Origin of the sequence: Citrobacter meridianamericanus, from assembly GCF_041320245.1 — a bacterium.
Taxonomy (GTDB): domain Bacteria; phylum Pseudomonadota; class Gammaproteobacteria; order Enterobacterales; family Enterobacteriaceae; genus Citrobacter; species Citrobacter meridianamericanus.
The window spans coordinates 3,923,441-3,942,902 of sequence record NZ_CP101036.1; the positions used below are offsets into that span (position 1 = coordinate 3,923,441).

Genomic DNA, 19,462 nt, shown 5'->3' on the forward strand with positions numbered 1-19,462 from the left:
CTCCTTTTAACTGATGCCCATGCTTTCAGCCAGCGCCTCCAGAGCCAGCTCAAAACATGCCAACGGCGCACGGACAGTTCCCGCGCCAATCTGGCCAATACCGGCCTCTTTATGCGCAATACCGGTATTGATCAGCGGCGTAATCCCCGTTTCGACCACGCGACGAATATCGAGTCCCAGACAAGCCCCCTGGAAATCCCAGCCGGGGATCTGCAACTGCATATTGCGCTCCAGGTAGATTTCCGCCATCTCCTCGGACACAGATTTCGCCGCTTCCATTCCACCCGCACCGACAAAACGCGTGACCCCTGGTGCAGCGATCATCGCAGCTCCGCCAATGCCAAACGTTTCGGTGATGGCGCTATCCCCCATATCCGGGTTGGCCTGTTCCTGCGAAAAACCAGTAAAGAACAGTCCCTGCGGGGTGTTAACAGGTGCGGTAAACCAGCGATCGCCAAGTCCACTCACCCTAATTCCGAACATGTCGCCATTACGGGTCATCGCCGTCACAATACTGCCAGAACGCACCATCGCTCCGGCGTCCATCGCTGCTTTACAGTAAGCCATAGCCAGATTGAGGAAAAACTGGTCGGTTACACTGAGGAAATCCATCACTTCAGCAATCTGCTGCTTATCATGTTGCAGACGGGCAATTTGCGGTGCCAGCGTACGCATCAGCAGGGCTGAAGAGGCAATGTTGCGCTGATGGAACTCGTCGCCCATCGTAATGCCCTGTGCCATCATGGCGGTCAGATCAATACCCTGTTCCAGAGTCCCCAATGCGGCGCTTAAGACCGGCATCAGAACATCGCGCATCCAGCGTAAGCGCTGCTGAACATCCTCGCCGTACGCACCGAAGCGCATCACCTTGCCAATGCCTTCGTTGAGATTGCAGTAAGCACGGTTCCCTTCAGTAATGTTTTCCACCACCAACATCGGCATGCTGGCAGAGGTGATCCCGCCCATTGGCCCCACGGCATTAACGTGATGGCAAGGTACAAAATTGACTTTCCCCTGCTCCAGTAATGCCAGTGCGCTCATTTCGTCATTGGCCCACCCTTCAAATAGGCATGCACCAATGCAGGCCCCTTTCATTGGACCGGTCATTTCTTGCCAACGCATTGGCGGTCCCGCATGAAGCAGTGTTTTTCCTTCATTAAGCTCCCTGATTAACGAGGACGCGGGTTGCACGTCCAGCCAGTGCGGGCGCGCACGACGAATTTGTTCGATTACTGCAGTATTGGCTTGTGCCACTGATGTAAACATTGGAACCCCTTATTGCAAACGTTCTAATAAACGAGCCAGTTTTTTGTTACCGCCAGCGACAGGCGCCCACTGGTAATGCACCACAGGCTTTTCTGCCGCCTGTAAATCCAGTGCAAAACTGCGTAACCCGGCATTAATGACCGCGACTTTTTCCAGTAACGAAGGTGCGGATTGATGAGATAAAGGTTGAGATGGCCGAATCAGCTCAGCGGCAAGCAAGGTAGCCTCAGGCAATGAACTCACCACAGCGATACCGGCATCCTCCAGCGTGGCGATTTGCAGTGAACGACACTGCGGATCGCGTTCTGTACCGGTCACCGTTGCAATCGCAAACAGCGGTTGGTCGATGTCTCGCACAGCACATGCTTTTTGCCAGGCCTCAACCAGTGATGCAGCTGGATCTGCCGTCGCCCCGTAACCAATCACGACGTCGACCAATAACACCCGCACCTGCGGCTGAGAGCCGAGGTCCGTAATAAGCTGATTACGTAACGCAGGATCGATCATCGGATGCGGTCGGCCGACAGTGTAGAAATCATCCCCGAGGTCGATAATCTGATGCCCGGCGGCATCCAACATCATGCCGTGATGATGTTGTGCATCCGCTGCAACATTAAGGTTTGCGGCCAGCAGACCTGCCGCTTCGGCAGCCAGCGTTCCTCCGGTATAGAGCCCCCGAATAAGGCCGTCCCCCGTAGCTAAAAGCGCGCTACGTCGCGCCGTGACGCGCGCCAGCAAACAGGCGAGACGAGCCGCATCATCCAGCGTCGATGCAAACCAGACGTTCTCATCGCGGGCCGCTGCGCTGGTGTAACCTAGAAACAGTGCCACAACGGGTTTACCCGTGGCTTTCATCGCCGTGACAATACGCTGGCGAACAGCTTCCGCCGGTGGTTTAGACACAAAAGCCAACACCTGACTTTTATCATCTGCACCGAGCATATCCAGCGCGGTAAGTGCGCTAATTCCTCCCACCTCAGCGCTCAGGTCGCGTCCACCCAGACCAATGGCGTGAGTGATGCCTTCCCCGGCCAGTGCTATCTGTGAACACAGCTCCTGGATCCCTGTGCCGGAGGCGCCTATGACGCCAATGTTGCCTTCCGGCATCACGTTGGCAAATGCCAGCGGCGTACCAGCAATCATGGCGGTTCCACAATCGGGTCCCATCACCAGCAGGCCTTTATCTTGCGCACGCCGCTTCAGATTGATTTCATCTTCCAGCGTGACGTTGTCGGAGAACATCATGACGTTCAGGTTGCGATCCAGCGCCTGGTTCGCCAGTTCAGCCGCGTATTCGCCCGCAACAGAAATTAACGTCATATTCGCTTCAGGCAATTTCTGACACGCGCTTTCCCAGCGCCTGACCTGCAATAGCGTTTGGCTCCCCCCGGTTGCCTGCGCCAACTGCTGCAACGACTCATCCAGTTGCTGCAAAATAGCCTGGGTAATACTTTCATCCGCCGCTTCAGTACGAATCGCCACGCAAATATCATTCGGCGTCGCCTGATTAAAATCGTCATGCCAGAATCCAGTTGTTTCCAGCAATGATTTATTCGCTGGCGTTCCCATCATGACCGATACATCGTCTACATTTTCGGACTCACTCAGCTTGCGTGAAATAATCATTAAACTGACAGAGTCCTGAAAACACCCTTTTTTAATAAAGGCGTGGATCATAACAACCCCTTAATAATTGCACCCATGGCAATTGCACGAGTAGTGTTAATGTGGAACTCAAGGTATATATCTGACATAGCAAATAGAGTGACTGATATCACATACAATTTATTAGCAAAAGAATTTTAATAACCCCCCAAGGATTACATGTTATTTTCTAATGGCATTATTTATTTAAAAAGAAAAGGCAAACCAACGCTGATTATCAAATAAATTCTAACTATATTTTTTTGCCTATCTGGATCACATATTAGATTTATTTTCCCGGTATGTTAACGGCAGTCATGCTTCACACCGTCGTTAAAAAGGAAGACAGATGAAAATCAGTCGGGAAACACTCCACCAGCTTATCGAGAATAAGCTTTGCAAGGCCGGACTAAAACGTGAGCACGCCACAACGGTTGCCGAGGTATTGGTTTATGCCGATGCCAGAGGCATTCATTCTCATGGCGCCGTACGCGTTGAATACTATGCCGAACGCATTTCAAAAGGCGGCACCAACCGCGAACCCACATTTCGTTTTGAAGATACCGGTCCCTGCACAGCGATTTTGCATGCCGATAATGCCGCAGGGCAAGTCGCAGCAAAGATGGGTATGGAGCATGCAATTGAAATTGCTAAAAAAAATGGCGTCGCTGTTGTCGGCATTAGCCGAATGGGACACAGCGGAGCCATTTCTTACTTTGTACAGCAAGCCGCCCGCGCAGGCCTGATTGGACTCTCTGTCTGCCAGTCCGATCCGATGGTCGTACCGTTCGGCGGCGCGGAAATTTACTACGGAACCAATCCGTTAGCCTTCGCAGCGCCGGGGGCTGGCGACGATATCATGACCTTCGATATGGCGACGACGGTGCAGGCCTGGGGCAAAGTTCTGGATGCCCGCTCACGCAACGAACTAATCCCGGATACCTGGGCTGTCGATAAAAATGGCGCGCCGACCACCGATCCTTTTACGGTTAATGCGTTGCTTCCCGCCGCCGGGCCGAAAGGCTATGGTCTGATGATGATGATCGATGTGTTATCCGGGATTCTGCTGGGATTACCGTTTGGTCGTCAGGTCAGTTCTATGTATGAAGATCTCCATGCTGGACGTAATTTAGGCCAACTGCATTTAGTGATTAACCCCGAGTTTTTCTCCTCCAGCCAATTATTTCGTCAGCATCTCAGTCAAACCATGCAAGAGTTGAATGCCGTTACCCCTGCGCCTGGTTTTAAACAGGTTTATTACCCCGGACAGGATCAAGATATTAATCAACGCAATGCCACCGTTCATGGCATCGACATTGTTGATGATATTTATCAATACCTGATTTCCGATGCTCTCTATATCAAGTCATACGAAACAAAGAATCCCTTTGCACAATAATTATTGAAACAGGAATTTCATATGATTAATCATTTTCGTCACGCAATAGAAGAAACCCTTCCCTGGCTCTCTTCCTTTGGCGCCGATCCATCCGGTGGGATGACGCGCCTGCTGTATTCACCAGAATGGCTTGAAACACAACAGCAATTTAAAAAGCGTATGGATGCCAGCGGTCTGGAAACACGCTTTGATGAAGTGGGTAATTTATACGGTCGCCTGCGCGGAAGTGAATCTCCGGAACAGGTCATTTTAAGCGGCTCGCATATTGATACCGTCGTCAACGGCGGCAATCTTGACGGCCAGTTTGGCGCGCTGGCGGCGTGGTTAGCGATTGACTGGCTTAAAACCACCTACGGCGCACCGCTGAAAACGGTCGAAATGGTCTCGATGGCGGAAGAAGAAGGCAGCCGTTTCCCGTATGTCTTCTGGGGCAGCAAGAACATTTTCGGGCTGGCAAATCCCGATGATGTCCGCAACATTCAGGACGCCAAAGGTACACGATTTGTTGATGCAATGAACGCCTGCGGCTTTACCCTCCCCGCAGAGCCGCTTCACGCGCGCACTGACATCAAAGCTTTTGTTGAATTACACATCGAACAAGGTTGCGTGCTTGAAAGCAATGGTCAGTCCATCGGGGTCGTCAGCGCGATTGTCGGCCAGCGTCGCTATACGGTGACGCTGAACGGCGAGTCCAACCATGCAGGTACAACGCCGCTAAGCTATCGTCGCGACACTGTTTACGCCTTCAGCCGCATCTGTAGCCAGTCGATTGAGAAAGCCAAGACACAAGGTGATCCTCTGGTACTGACCTTTGGCAAAGTCGAGCCGCAGCCAAACACCGTCAACGTGGTGCCAGGAAAAACGACCTTCACCATCGATTGCCGTCATACCGACGCCGAAGTACTGCGCGATTTTACACAGCAACTGGAAAATGACATGCGCGCTATCTGCGACGAAATGGATATCGGCATTGATATCGATTTGTGGATGGACGAAACGCCGGTTCCGATGGACAGCAAACTGGTCGCAACCCTCACCGAACTGTGTGAAAAGGAACAGCTGAACTACCGTGTAATGCACAGCGGTGCCGGCCATGATGCGCAGATTTTTGCTCCCCGTGTGCCTACCTGCATGATTTTCATGCCCAGCATTAACGGTATCAGCCACAATCCTGCTGAACGCACAAATATTAACGACCTTGCCGAAGGGGTCAAAACTCTGGCATTAATGCTTCACCAACTTGCCTGGCAGAAATAAGGAGTCAACAATGGGATATCTGAATAACGTCACGGGTTACCGCGATGATTTACTGGCTAACCGCGCAATTGTAAAACACGGTAACTTCGCCCTCTTAACCCCCGATGGACTGGTTAAAAATATCATTCCGGGTTTTGAAAACTGTGACGTCACCATCCTCTCAACGCCGAAACTGGGCGCATCGTTTGTTGATTATCTGGTGACAGTTCACCAAAGTGGTGGTAACAAGAGCGGTTTCGGCGGCGAAGGCGTTGAAACGTTCGTCTATGTTATCTCCGGTAAAATTGAGGCGAAAGCGGAAGGTAAAACATTTGCTTTATCGCAGGGGGGATATCTGTATTGCCCGCCAGGCGAGCTGCTCACTTTTAGTAATGCCCAGGCTGAAGACAGCCACCTGTTTTTATACAAACGTCGTTACACGCCTGTAGCGGGCCATTCGCCGTGGCTGGTCTCCGGTAACGCCAATCAGTTAGAACGTATCCATTACGAAGGCATGGATGACGTGATCCTGCTGGATTTTCTGCCTAAAGAATTGGGCTTCGATATGAATATGCACATATTGTCATTCGAACCGGGCGCCAGCCACGGTTATATCGAAACTCACGTCCAGGAGCACGGGGCTTATATTCTTTCAGGCCAGGGCGTTTATAACCTCGACAATCAGTGGATCCCGGTGAAAAAAGGTGACTACATCTTTATGGGCGCTTATTCACTGCAGGCCGGGTACGGCGTGGGTCGCGGTGAAGCATTCAGCTACATCTACTCCAAAGATTGCAACCGGGATGTTGAGATCTAACGTCGTACTGTCCTCCTGATACTTTTTTTATTTAGCTATGTTGGGTTTTGCCACGGTATATACCGTGGCTTTTTTTATGCTTAACGCAGAGCCACCGCCTGCCCCAGTTTCATCGCACAAGCGATATTACGCGCGCAGTGATAGAGATTGGTTTCGCCGTTCGTCAACACTTCTGCTAGCGGTGCGAGACGCGGTAGAATACTGAATACCGCATCGATACCATGATCGTGAACCACCTCTACGCCTTCACCCAACACCCCGGCGATGCCGATAACGGGAACGTGATGCCGCATGGCTACCGACGCTACGCCTATTGGCGCTTTGCCACCGACCGTTTGCGAATCAATACGCCCTTCGCCGGTGATAACCAGCGCCGCGCCCTGGATTGCCTGCTCTAACTTTACAGCCTGCAACACAATCTCGATCCCAGGTTTCATGCTGGCCTGCAGGAAGATAACCGCAGCAATCCCCATTCCTCCAGCCGCTCCGCCGCCTGCCACCTGAGCAACATCCTCACCGGTCAGCGTTTGAAGCACACGGGCATAGTTGATTAATCCTTCTTCCAGCCTCTCAACCATCTCAGGCGTCGCCCCTTTCTGTGGGCCGAATACCCTTGCCGCCCCACGTGGGCCAACCAACGGATTATCAACGTCACAGGCGACGTCAATGCGACACGCTTTCAGCCGCGGATCGCAATGCTGCAGGTCGATACACGCAAGGCGAGACAAACTCCCTCCCCCTGCACTTAATGACGCACCTTGATCATCCAGAAAACGAACACCAAGCGCCTGTGCCATCCCCATTCCGCCATCAACTGTCGCACTCCCGCCGATACCAAGAATAATATGTCGAATACCGGCATCCAGCGCATGGCGAATCAGTTCACCAGTGCCGTAGCTTGAGGCCTGCAGTGGATTGCGCGCATGCGGTTCGATCAGCATCAGCCCACTCGCCGCCGCCATTTCAATAATTGCGGTTTTACCATCCCCGGTCAGGCCATAAAATCCCATAACTTTTTCTTCCATCGGCCCGCTGACTTCCACAGAGATAACTTTCCCGCCTGTCGCCGCAACCATCGCATCTACAGTTCCCTCACCGCCATCAGCAACCGGCAAACAAATATATTCTGCATCCGGGAATATAGCTGAAAATCCGGCTTTAATTGCCTGGCAGCATTGGTCAGCGCTTAAGCTCTCTTTAAATGAATCTGGCGCAATTACAATTTTCATCATCAATCCTTTTTCATCATGTTATTTAATGCGTTCCCATGGAATGAGATTTTCCATAAGCACCGCCAGTAAAATTCCCACCAACAAGCCATTACTCAGTAATGGCCGAATCGTCAGCGGAAGATCTTGTAAATAAACCGGAGGAAGCCCCATCAAAAAAATGCCGACAAATAGCGGGAGCGCCAGTCGATAAATATTGCGTGCGGTAAATGTGATTTGTTGGCTAAAAACCAGACCGGAATAGAGCAGTGGAAGATAAGAAACCAACATCACGGCACTGCTGATGGCCAGCGGAATGGCACAAAATAAGCGGGTTAGCGGCGTAACTATCGCTACGAATAAGCATAATACGCTGCCACAAATAAATGATTTTCGCGAGCTGTCGCCGGTCTGTGTTAACAAGCCAATAGAAGAGACAAAGGGCGAAAATGGAATAACAGCAAAAGGGACTGTCACCAACGTCATAAAACCGGAAATGATAAAACTGCGGCGATAACGTGAACTGCTGGAGCCTTGCTGCGCATAAAAGACATCCGTGCCACGCACTGCGCCATAGGTATTACTGACATTCACCAGGCCGGTGATAACGGCCGTCAGAATAATTCCCGGTAAAAGTTTGCCGTGGCTGCCTAACGGAAACCATTGCCAGCTTGATTCACCAGCCGGCAAGGTCATTGATGGAAAACACAATCGCCAAAGCCCCCATCCCACTATCGCCCCCACCAACAGGGCATAGCGCGAGATCCGCTGTGGTAAAAAGATGATCATCGCAAGAATGAAGCACATCACGGCAACGGCCAGGCTAAAGGGCACCAGTTGAATTTTGACGCTGGTATCCGCAATACCAAAGGGTAATCCCAACATGCCCTTAAAAAAGATGGTGGTCAGTTGCGCACCGAGCAGCAGCATAAAGAAGACCATCACCGTTGGGGTAAAAAGCCGGGCTAATCGGTGCCCTAAGCCGCTAAAGCCGATAATCATTGTCAGTACAGCAGAAATAACAATGCCAACAGACAGACTGGTAGCAATATCATTGAGTGGCGTCCCACGTGATGCTTCAGCCAGGGTAATCGTCAGAATGGTTCCCCACCATAAACCGGTGGGGCCTTCCATAATAGCTCGGCGATGGCCACAAATTACCTGCGCCAGACAGGCCAGCGACGTCGTTAAAAAAGCGTACTGCGTGAGCATTAGCAGATTGTTCACAGGAAGATGAAAAGCAGAAACCAGCGTTGGCGGGACCACGACCGTATTACAAAAAATAAAGAAAAACCACTGAAAGCCGGACAACAAACTTTCGCGATTAATAACAGGAAGCATATTCATTCCTTAAAATAGAGAATGCCCGCCAACATGACGGGCATTAATTCACATCACATTATTGTTGATGTTTAAGGATAAATTGACCTTTTGGCGAAACAGGAAAACCCTGCTCAATGTCATAAATAACATCACCACGCAGAATAGTTTTCGTAATGCGCGCGCCAATTGTACGGCCTACATACGGGCTAACTTTATGGCGATATTCCAGGTCTTCGCTCTTCAGAACGTATTTGCTGTCCGGTTGAATAAAGACGAAGTCGGCATCTTTACCCGGGGCAATACGTCCTTTCTGCTTCAGACCAAAAATATCGGCGGCATTGGTTGCCATCAATTTCGCGAACAGTGGCAACGACATACCGCGTTTTTGCACCGCTTCATCAAACATAACGTCCATGCAACTTTGCAGTCCGGCAATGCCGCCCCACGCCTGCATAATATTGCCGGCCTTCATTTCCGGCGGGCATGGAGAGTGGTCGGAAACCAGGCAGTCAATTTCACCGTTAAACAGCTTTTCCCACATACCTTGCTGATTTTGCATATCGCGGATCGGCGGAGAACATTTCGCCAGGGTACCAATCTCTTCAAACTGATCGGTATCCAGTACGAAATAATGCGGGCACGATTCGCAGGTCACATCCTGACCTTCCTGACGGGCACGGGTCACTTCTTCCACGCCTTCCGGGCTGCTTATATGACAGACGTGCAAGCGACAACCAGCAACTTTAGCCAGATACAGTACGCGACGAATCGCCTCCACTTCGGTAAAAACCGGGCGTGAGGCCACATAATCATGCGCCGTCACGCGACCTTCACGTTTTGCTTCCGCGCCAAGCTCGTCACAGATGAGCGCATTTTCGCAATGCACCAATACCGTCTGATTCATTTCCGCCAGCTTCTGCGCGCCTTTGTAGAACTGCCAGTCGTTCACGTCGCGGAAATCATTATCGATACCGCGGTCACCACAGGTGGCAACAAAGCATTTAAAGCCAACGACACCGACTTCATCCAGTTCGTGCAAACGATCGAGGTTATAAGAAACCAGACCGCCAAGCTGCGCGGCATCAATGGTCAACTTACCTTTGGCCGCATCAAATTTCAGTTCGATGGTTTCACGATCCACCGTTGCAGGCAGCTGGTTGAGGGGCATTTCGATCATCGTGGTGATACCGCCTTTTGCAGCGGCACGCGTCCCCGTCTCATACCCTTCCCAATGAGTACGACCTGGCTCAGAGATATGGGTATGTGCATCCACCATGCCTGGTGAAACCACCAGACCCGTCGCATCCATAACCTGCTTCGCCTCACCCAGATTCTCGCCAATGGCGGCGATTTTTCCAGCCTGGACGGCAATATCAATAATGCGAGCTTCATTCTCTAAAATAACAGTACCGTTCTTAATAATTAAATCAAAAGACATAACGAACTCCTTGTATGGATACAGATAATTTTTTATAAATAACTCACGCTTAAATCAGCGCTTACTGATTTCATCACATCTGCCCTGTGACTTTTTGCGCTTCGTCTGACTCAGCAATCGATCTTTTCTTCAGCAAGGCATAGGCGACAAATGCGACAATAACACCAACAAACCACGACACTCGCGATAACGGTTCGAGGAGAGGAATAAATTTCCCGCCCAGTGAAAGAATGACTGCCACTAACGTTACGGAGAAAGCTGTCAGATTAAATCCGTTTTCATAATATTGGTAATCACCGCTGGCGGTATATAATTCATCAAGATTAATTTTACCGCGCATCACGACAAAATAATGCGCTAACATAACGCCAATAACGGGACCAAGCATTCCACCAATGATATCCAGAAACAGATAAATACTGCTCTGATTTTCCATTAACTTCCACGGACAAATCAGCAAACTAATAATACTGGCAATCAATACACCGTTTTTATACGTTAATTTAGTAGGTACAATGGCGGCAATCTGATAACCAGCCGGAATAATATTACCGGTAGCGTTCGTAGAGATTGTCGTCATCAATATAACCAGCACCGCAAAAAACGAAGCAAATAAGCTGTCCCAACGTTGAACGATATCCAGAACATTCCACGTATCCATTCCGTAATGAATACTGGCTCCGGCGATAATACACACGCTGGCAATGGCAAATAGCACGTATGCGACAATGAGACCCAGCGTCTGACCCAACGCTTGTTCACGAAATGAGTGGGCATTTTGCGTGAAGTCGGATGCGCTTACCGCCGGAGCGGCCCATACTGCAACGACTGCGTTAATCACTACCAGGAACAGAAATCCGCTGTTACCCGCCTTTTGCACACCACTGGGAATGTAGTCCAGAATCGGTCCAATTCCTACCAGAGATATCGCCCAGATAGCCATCCCACCAAATACAATGTAAATGCAGGGGTTGAGAATTGCAGTAAATTTATTTAATACCTTACCACCACCAAAACCAATGCCGACATTAATGAGCCAAAACATAAGAAATGTAATCAGTCCCGGCAGAGAAAGTCCAAATAAGGTAAAGTCACCACCCAAAGTTAAAAAACCAGGCCATATCTTGCCAATCAGAATAAGAAAGGCCAACGATCCGGCATAACACTGTAGACCGAACCACATAATTGCGGCAATCCCCCCTCTTAATAACCCGGGGAACAGCGATCCACGTACACCATACGAGCCACGCAAAATCATGGCAAAAGGTACACCGTATTTACTTCCGGCTGCACCGTTCATTACCATAACTAACGCAATAAATAATGCACTAATAACAATAGCCAGCATGATGCTGAATGTTGAAAGTCCAAGAATAAAGAATCCGCCAACCATAACGTAATTAGGTACGTTATGCACAGAACCCATCCATAATGTAAAATAGTTGAATGTTTTCCAATTTCGTTGCTCGGCCGTTTTTGGTAATAAATCTTCACTATAACCACGTTGTTGGTATAGATCTCTTTGATGTTCCATAAATCCCTCTTGTCACGTATCGGATAACGTTGTAATGGGTTTAGCTATGCGGAACAAAAACAATCAAGAATTAAGTTAAATAGTTTTAATTATGTTTTTATGCTGAAGCAATGACTGTCGTTGCTTTCTTTTTATATAACGTGACGGCCGCAAAAATAAACGTTCCGGTAACAACCAGACAAGCAGAGATAACAAAGCTTATTTCTTTAGATCCAGTCAAATCAGAAATAAATCCGGTTAATGTTGGCGCAATAACCGCTGAGCTCATACCAAAGAAGTTAAACAAGCTAAATGCTCTGCCCAGCGTTTTGGATGACGCTTGTTCAGAAACAAAGGAGATCAGAATCGGATCCACCGCCATTTTGCCCAGTAAACCGTACAGAGTCAGGCTGACCATCAGCATAGTGGTATTTGGCGATAGCACCGTAAATACCAGCATTGCGGCGGCCATAATTTCCAGACCAAGAATGACTTTAACTTTGCTGTTGCGAAACTTATCGGACAGATGGCTAAAGAACAATGCGCCCGGGACACCCACCACGGCGACAAGCGCCGAGGCCACCCCAATCGCGCCACCGTCAAATCCCCTTTCAGTCTGCAGATAAGACGGAAGCCAAGTCACGATCAGGTAATAGCCATAGCAGGTACAGAAGTAGAGGAAGTACACGCTACATAACAGACCCGAAAACAGCGGCGGGCTCTTTTCTTCTGACGCCGTTACCGTTTGAATTTTCTGGTTTGCAGCAGATACTTCAGTTTTTGCCTTACCACGAATAACCAGAGTGAATACGCACAGCATCACCACCAGAATGGCTGCAACCAGAAACAACACATTTTGCCAGGCCATACTCATGCTTTTTACCAACACGCTGGAACCGATTAACCCGATCCCCATCCCAATTGCTGAGCCACTATTAATAATGGCGTTAGCCAGTGCCCGACGAGCCTGTGGGACATTTGCTGAAGAGAGTGAATACGCAGAACTAAAGAACGAGGCGCAGCCCGCACCCGCCATTAGCGAACCCGCATAAATCATCACCAGCCCAGTGGCTTTTGCAATACTCAGCGTACCAATAATAAACAGCGTAAACCCACACATCAGCATAATTTTCTGGCCAAACTTATCTACCAGAATTCCACAGGGAATTTGCATACTGCAATAGGCGAAGAAATAGAAACTGGCGATAGCACCTATTTCAGCATTGCTGACATTACCCAGCGATGCCTGGATCTCAGGATAAATAGGCGTGAGCACGGTGCGATATATCCATATTGCCACCCAGCCCAGACTCATTACGACGACAATCTTCTTCCAGTATTCAATACCGGATGTTTTCTTTTCACTCATGACATGCACCTTTCCAAAGTGTGTCTGATTAAAATGTATCGCTGCAGTAATTGCAGCGATACCAATGATCATGACAATTTATGATTTGCCATTAATTCCAACGCCTGAACCATAGCCGAGTGATCCAACTGGCTCCCTCCATTCGCGGCACAGGTATTAAATAATTCCTGACAGGTTGCCGTATTAGGCAAATTCAATGACAGTGCCTTGGCGCTTTGTAATGCAAGATTGAGATCTTTTTGATGCAATGCAATTTTGAAACCAGGATCAAATGTACGCTTGATCATCCGCTCGCCATGAACCTCTAGAATACGGGAAGAAGCAAATCCGCCCATTAATGCCTGACGCACACGAACGGGATCCGCGCCAGCTTTCGAAGCAAAGACTAATGCCTCTGAAACCGCTTCAATATTTAAGGCAACGATAATTTGGTTAGCCACCTTACATGTTTGCCCATCACCATTACCGCCGACCAGCGTGATATTTTTACCCAAAATATCAAACAGCGGTTTGACCCGTGCAAATACATCTGGCTCACCGCCAACCATAATGGATAAGGTACCTTCGCGAGCCCCAATTTCCCCGCCAGAGACGGGCGCATCGAGATAATCTCCGCCCAACTCACTAACCTGTTTCGCAAAACGTTTTGTTTCAATAGGAGAGATAGAACTCATATCGACAATGGTTTTTCCCTGCAATACGGTTTTGGCACAACCCTGTTCGCCAAAAAGCACTTCTTCTACCTGCGGCGTGTCAGGAACCATTATAAAGATGATGTCTGCGAAATCAGTTACCTGACGCGCAGTTTCAACATTAACAGCCCCCAATGACAGCAATTCGTCCGCAACCGGACCAATGGTCGTGACATGTAATTGATGTCCGGCGCGAGCCAGATTGACAGCCATTGGCGACCCCATAATACCCAGGCCAATAAATCCCAGTTTCATTTTTAACCTCTTATATCTCTGTCGGTTTTGCTGAATTCAGGCAACACGATCCCCTTCCAGCAAGGTGGAAAAAAATAGCGATGCCTGAAATCCCTTACAAATTATCGATATTGATTAATCCACGATAATCCCGCTTCGGTGGTGGTCAGTGGTTTATATTCACAACCAACCCATCCGTCATAACCTGATTTATCGATAAACTTAAAAATAAAGTCATAATTAATTTCACCAGTCCCCGGTTCTCCACGACGAGGGTTATCGGCAATTTGCAAATGACCTATTTTATTTGCCCATGTGGTCATGGTCTGGGTTAATTCCCCTTCCATACGCTGCATATGGTAAATATCGTACTGTATCTTGATATTATTGCTACCGACGCTATCGATTAAAGCCAGCGCCTGCTGAGTCCCGGTGAGATGGAATCCAGGAATATCAAAATGGTTGATCGGTTCAATCACCAATAAAATATCTTCTTTCGCTAACGTATTTGCCGCATAGCGCAGGTTTTCCACCAGCGTCTGCTGGATCTGTTCGGCAGAAAAACCCGCAGGTGTTTTACCCACCAGGCAATTGATCTTCTTATTACCGAGCCCTTTCGCATAGCGAACAGCTGACGCGACACCATCGCGAAATTCTTCTTCGCGACCCGGAATACAGGCGATGCCCCGCTCACCCGCTGCCCAGTCTCCTGCCGGGAGATTGTGCAGCGTATGCTCCAGCTTATTGGTCTGCAGTTTTTCCTTTAATACATCAATGTCGTAATCGTAGGGAAACATAAACTCTACGCCACGAAACCCCGATTGTGCCGCTTTATCGAAGCGTTCAAGAAAACTGTATTCCAGAAACAACATGGAAAGATTGGCTGAGAAACGTAACATCTGTCACCCCTTCTATTCGTATTTCATAAAACAGGTTTCGGTTGGCGCATCCATCGCACCGTCTGCAATCTCTTCAAACTCGGTAACATTATCCAACTCGCTGCCCATAGAGATGTTGGTCACGCGCTCAAGGATCACTTCGACCACAACCGGAACGCGATACTGCGCCATCAGTGCCTTGGCTTGTTCAAACGCCGGAGCCAGATCTTCAGGTTTAAATACGCGGATGGCTTTACATCCTAATCCCTCTGCCACTTTGACGTGATCAACGCCATAGCCGTTTACTTCGCTGGAGTTGATGTTTTCGAACGCCAGTTGGACGCAGTAATCCATATCAAAAGCGCGCTGCGACTGACGAATCAGGCCGAGATACGCGTTGTTGACCAGTACATGTATATAAGGAATGTTGAACTGCGCGCCCACCGCCAGCTCTTCGATCAGGAACTGGAAGTCGAAATCACCGGAAATCCCAACGACATTACGCGTTGGATCGGCCACACAAACCCCTAATGCCGCGGGCAGCGTCCAGCCAAGGGGGCCTGCTTGACCGCAGTTGATCCAGTGACGGTCTTTAAATACGTGCAGCATTTGCGCGGCAGCAATTTGCGATAAGCCAATAGTCGTGACGTAACAGACATCACGGCCAAAGGCTTTATTCATCTCTTCATACACACGCTGCGGTTTAACCGGGACATTGTCGAAGTGGGTTTTACGCAGGAGCGTCCGCTTACGCTGCTGGCATTCATCAACCCAGGTATTCCGGCAAGGTAAACGGCCTGCTTTCTGCATCTCCTGAGCAACGTCAATCAACAAAGTCAGCGCGGCTTTGGCATCCGAAACGATACCTAAATCCGGACACAGGACGCGGCCGATTTGCGTCGGCTCAATATCGATGTGAATGATCTTGCGACCTTCGGTATATTTCGCGACAGAGCCGGTGTGTCGGTTAGCAAAACGGTTACCAATACCGAACACCATATCGGAGGCCAGCAGCGTGGCGTTGCCGTAACGATGTGCCGTTTGCAGCCCCACCATTCCGGCCATTAACTCATGATCGTCCGGGATGCATCCCCAGCCCATCAGCGTAGGAATTACCGGTACGTGGGTTAATTCAGCAAAGCGTTGCAGCAGTTCGCTGGCATCAGCATTAATCACCCCGCCTCCAGCCACGATGACCGGGCGCTCAGCCTGAATCAGCATCTCCAGCGCTTTCTCAATCTGTTTGCGACTGGCTGCGGGCTTGTAGACTGGCAGCGGTTCATACATGTCTGGATCGAATTCGATTTCTTCAACCTGAATATCAAAAGGCAAATCGATCAATACTGGACCAGGACGACCAGAGCGCATTAAATGGAATGCCTGCTGCAAAACCCTAGGAAGCAGCGCAGCTTCACGCACCGTTACCGCCATTTTGCTGACCGGCTTGGCAATAGATTCAATATCAACAGCCTGAAAATCTTCCTTATGCAGGCGAGCGCGAGGTGCCTGGCCAGTAATGCATAAAATAGGAATAGAATCGGCAGAAGCGGAATACAGCGCAGTGATCATGTCAGTGCCTGCCGGACCGGAAGTGCCAAGGCAGACGCCAATGTTTCCTGCCGTCGCACGCGTATAGCCTTCCGCCATATGGGAAGCGCCTTCAACGTGACGAGCCAGAATGTGACGGATGCCTCCGTGCTTACGCATTGCGGAATAGAACGGGTTAATTGCCGCCCCCGGAACTCCAAATGCGGTGGTGATGCCTTCTTTTTCCAGCACATACATTGCCGCGTCAACGGCTCTCATTTTTGCCATTTTCTTTCTACCTCTATTTGTTGGAAAAATTTTCCAACTTTGAAAAAATCCAAAAAAGTCCCGCTCCTCTGAGCGGGTTGCGACTTAAGCTACGGGGGCTTTTAAACCCAGCGCCGTACTGATATCTCGTGCAGTATCCCGTACCAGCTCCCCCTGACTGATAAAACGATCTTCTGTCAGTCTGGATGCGGGCCCCGAAATAGAGATGGCAGCAACGACACTGCCTGCATCGTCATAGATAGCTGATGCGATGCAATTCAAACCAATAACATGCTCTTCGTGATCGACGATATAACCATTGTCACGCGCCAGTTCCAGATTGCGCAGCAGAGTAGGAAAATCCACCAACGTGTTCGGCGTAAACTGCTGTAACCCCTTTTTCACGACGATGTCCATTAACTCTTCTTCCATCAACGGATAAAGCAGCGCTTTTCCCGCACCGGAAGCATGTAACGGCATACGACTGCCTAAAGGTGCGCACATTCTGACCATCGATTTGCACTCCTTCTGACCAATCAACACCGCTTCGGTGCCATTGCGAATCGCGACATTAACCGTTTCGCCTGACAGCAGCATTAATCGGTGCATAAACGGTCCGGCTACCGACAGGACGTCGCGATTATGAATATACGCGGAGCCCACGTTAAATACGCCTAAACCGATGTGCCACCAGCCTAACTGGCTGTCCTGATAGACAAAATCAGCACCCTGTAAAACCTTCAACAAGCGAAAGGTCGTAGAGAGCGGCAAATCCAGACTGGCGGAAATATCGCTCACTGACGAACTGCCTCCACTTCTTTCGAGGTACTGCAAAATCGCAATGCCTCTCTCAAGCGCCTGAGCGCCTTTCTGCGCAACCGGCTCCGCCTGCCCTGGCCTGCCGCGCCGTCTTACTTCCGTCTCCACTACGTTTACTCCGGCCCAAAATATGAGCATAAACAATGAACAATATGCGCATATTAAGCAAGAAGGCCGAAAGCGTCACGCAAAACAGAGCTCATGTGTCGGGATACTTTCAACATCGCAATTATCGCTGCCGCCGCGATCGACCGTAAGAAAATCGGTTACGGTTTGCCAAGCAAACAGCGGGTGATGCCAGACATTTCGATGATAATTCACGCCCTGTTGGCCATTGGTAATAAAGGCTTTTAAGGTGGAAAGGTCAGGTTTGTCCTCACCGAGTGCGACAATCACCACAAACGCTTCGCCATTCATTGGCATAAATGCCTGGGTGCCTAATGGGTGGCGCTCCAGCTCATGCACAACAATCGGCATTGCTGCCGGTTGCGCGCGATTGATACTGATGAGGGTGCGATCCTGATTAAGGATCTCCACATTGGCCAGATCGTGATAACGCTCAACAAGCCCATCATTGATATGAAAAAAATCACGTTTATGCGTCTCGATGACATCGCCATAGGCGCTGAACGTGTGCTGATTTAACGGTAAGACCTCAAGTTTCATCATTATTTCCTTGTAACTGAATTCCGCTGAACCGCGACCAGAACACATAGCGGCTTCAATACCATGCAATCTAAAACCTTCGTGATTTAACATCAACACAAAATTGGAAAAATTTTCCAAAACTAGATTTAGACCACAATTTAAACAAGGCCATTATGCAAAAATACTTATAAATCAGAGAACAAGAAATCAGGTTTGTAGAAGAACATTAAGGGAGTAGCTGACGATGTTTGACCCGGAAACACTGCGTACCTTTATCGGCGTTGCCGAAACGGGGAGTTTCTCCAGGGCGGCGGAGCGCTTATGTAAAACCACAGCCACCATCAGCTATCGTATTAAGCTTCTGGAAGAAAATACCGGCGTCGCGCTGTTTTTTCGTACAACCCGAAGCGTGACATTAACTGCCGCAGGATCTCACCTTCTTTCACAGGCAAAAGACTGGCTCGCCTGGCTGGACAGCATGCCCAGCGAATTGCAGCAAGTGAACGACGGCGTGGAGCGCCAGGTGAATATTGTAGTTAACAACCTGCTGTACAGCCCTGAAGCCGTCGCACGCTTGTTATCCTGGCTTAACGCACGCTATCCCTTTACTCAGTTTCACTTTTCCCGGCAAATTTATATGGGCGTGTGGGATTCACTCCTGTATGAAGGGTTCTCGCTGGCCATCGGCGTTACTGGCACGGAACCGATGGCCAACACCTTTACCCTCGATCCTTTGGGTTCTGTTCAGTGGCGATTTGTTATGTCAGCGGACCATCCACTGGCAGACGCCAGCGGTCCATTGACAGAAGCCCAACTTCGTCGTTTTCCGGCGATTAACATTGAGGACAGCGCGCGGACTCTGAGCAAACGGGTCGCGTGGCGCCTTCCCGGTCAAAAAGAGATCATCGTTCCGGACATGGAAACCAAGCTTGCAGCGCATCTTGCAGGAGTCGGTATTGGATTCGTACCGCAACCGATATGCCAGCCGTTATTGGATAGCGGGCACTTGGTCAGCTGCATCATCCCCACTATGCGTCCCCCTTCCCCCTTAAGCCTTGCCTGGCATAAGTTCGGTGCGGGTAAGGCCGTTGAAGATATTGTGACACTGTTTACCCAGCGAAAACCCGAAATCGCCGGGTTTTTAGCAATTTTCAACAACGCACGCAATTGAAAATCAAGTCATC

At 49.6% G+C, this 19,462-nt stretch carries 16 protein-coding genes; 4 read left to right on the top strand and 12 right to left on the bottom strand.

Features of this window, described 5'->3' with window-relative positions; all coding sequences use genetic code 11:
- Positions 1-6 precede the first annotated feature (6 nt).
- Together NMD08_RS19255 and NMD08_RS19260 are read right to left on the bottom strand one after the other, a co-directional pair.
- On the bottom strand, positions 7-1,266 hold the full coding sequence (locus NMD08_RS19255) for a DUF1116 domain-containing protein (protein ID WP_252837967.1): 1,260 nt from the start codon (positions 1,264-1,266) through the stop codon (positions 7-9).
- A 9-nt stretch (positions 1,267-1,275) separates the two neighbouring features.
- Positions 1,276-2,943 carry an acyl-CoA synthetase FdrA gene (locus tag NMD08_RS19260; protein WP_252837966.1) on the bottom strand — a complete coding sequence of 556 codons (1,668 nt, stop codon included), beginning with the start codon at positions 2,941-2,943 and terminating at the stop codon, positions 1,276-1,278.
- 316 nt (positions 2,944-3,259) lie between these two features.
- Between NMD08_RS19260 and allD the strand changes: the two genes are divergently transcribed.
- Genes allD through allE form a run of 3 tightly spaced genes read left to right on the top strand, consistent with a single transcriptional unit; the run spans position 3,260 to position 6,362 of the window.
- Complete coding sequence (gene allD / locus NMD08_RS19265) at positions 3,260-4,309, top strand: ureidoglycolate dehydrogenase (protein ID WP_187252875.1); 1,050 nt, start codon at positions 3,260-3,262, stop codon at positions 4,307-4,309.
- Between the two features lie 21 nt (positions 4,310-4,330).
- A complete protein-coding gene (allC, locus tag NMD08_RS19270; protein WP_252837965.1) occupies positions 4,331-5,566 on the top strand; it encodes an allantoate deiminase in 1,236 nt (411 codons plus the stop codon).
- 10 nt (positions 5,567-5,576) lie between these two features.
- A complete protein-coding gene (gene allE, locus NMD08_RS19275; RefSeq protein ID WP_370618800.1) occupies positions 5,577-6,362 on the top strand; it encodes a (S)-ureidoglycine aminohydrolase in 786 nt (261 codons plus the stop codon).
- An 80-nt stretch (positions 6,363-6,442) separates the two neighbouring features.
- Here allE and glxK read toward each other — a convergent pair whose 3' ends face one another.
- The 10 genes from glxK to allA form a co-directional block, all read right to left on the bottom strand.
- Positions 6,443-7,591 carry a glycerate 3-kinase gene (glxK, locus tag NMD08_RS19280; protein ID WP_252838138.1) on the bottom strand — a complete coding sequence of 383 codons (1,149 nt, stop codon included), beginning with the start codon at positions 7,589-7,591 and terminating at the stop codon, positions 6,443-6,445.
- Between the two features lie 21 nt (positions 7,592-7,612).
- Positions 7,613-8,911, bottom strand: coding sequence for a uracil/xanthine transporter (locus NMD08_RS19285; protein ID WP_187252879.1), 1,299 nt, complete (start codon positions 8,909-8,911; stop codon positions 7,613-7,615).
- 58 nt (positions 8,912-8,969) lie between these two features.
- Positions 8,970-10,331 (bottom strand): allantoinase AllB, encoded by a 1,362-nt coding sequence (gene allB / locus NMD08_RS19290; protein ID WP_187252880.1) that lies wholly within the window; start codon positions 10,329-10,331, stop codon positions 8,970-8,972.
- Positions 10,332-10,404: 73 nt separating this feature from the next.
- Entirely contained in the window at positions 10,405-11,865 is a 1,461-nt protein-coding gene (locus NMD08_RS19295) for a putative allantoin permease (protein ID WP_252837963.1), read from the bottom strand.
- A gap of 97 nt (positions 11,866-11,962) precedes the next feature.
- A complete protein-coding gene (locus tag NMD08_RS19300; RefSeq protein ID WP_252837961.1) occupies positions 11,963-13,213 on the bottom strand; it encodes an MFS transporter in 1,251 nt (416 codons plus the stop codon).
- Positions 13,214-13,281: 68 nt separating this feature from the next.
- Positions 13,282-14,160, bottom strand: a complete 879-nt coding sequence (gene glxR / locus NMD08_RS19305) for a 2-hydroxy-3-oxopropionate reductase (RefSeq protein WP_252837960.1) — start codon at positions 14,158-14,160, stop codon at positions 13,282-13,284.
- 101 nt (positions 14,161-14,261) lie between these two features.
- Entirely contained in the window at positions 14,262-15,038 is a 777-nt protein-coding gene (gene hyi / locus NMD08_RS19310) for a hydroxypyruvate isomerase (RefSeq protein ID WP_187252882.1), read from the bottom strand.
- Positions 15,039-15,050: 12 nt separating this feature from the next.
- Positions 15,051-16,832: a glyoxylate carboligase gene (gene gcl / locus NMD08_RS19315; RefSeq protein WP_187252883.1), complete on the bottom strand. Its 1,782-nt coding sequence runs from the start codon at positions 16,830-16,832 to the stop codon at positions 15,051-15,053.
- An 84-nt stretch (positions 16,833-16,916) separates the two neighbouring features.
- Positions 16,917-17,738 carry an HTH-type transcriptional repressor AllR gene (gene allR, locus NMD08_RS19320; protein WP_370618804.1) on the bottom strand — a complete coding sequence of 274 codons (822 nt, stop codon included), beginning with the start codon at positions 17,736-17,738 and terminating at the stop codon, positions 16,917-16,919.
- A 75-nt stretch (positions 17,739-17,813) separates the two neighbouring features.
- Positions 17,814-18,296, bottom strand: coding sequence for an ureidoglycolate lyase (allA, locus tag NMD08_RS19325; RefSeq protein WP_003835778.1), 483 nt, complete (start codon positions 18,294-18,296; stop codon positions 17,814-17,816).
- A 226-nt stretch (positions 18,297-18,522) separates the two neighbouring features.
- On the opposite strand from allA, the gene allS reads away from it, so the two are divergent.
- A complete protein-coding gene (gene allS, locus NMD08_RS19330) occupies positions 18,523-19,449 on the top strand; it encodes an HTH-type transcriptional activator AllS (protein ID WP_187252884.1) in 927 nt (308 codons plus the stop codon).
- Positions 19,450-19,462: the final 13 nt, after the last annotated feature.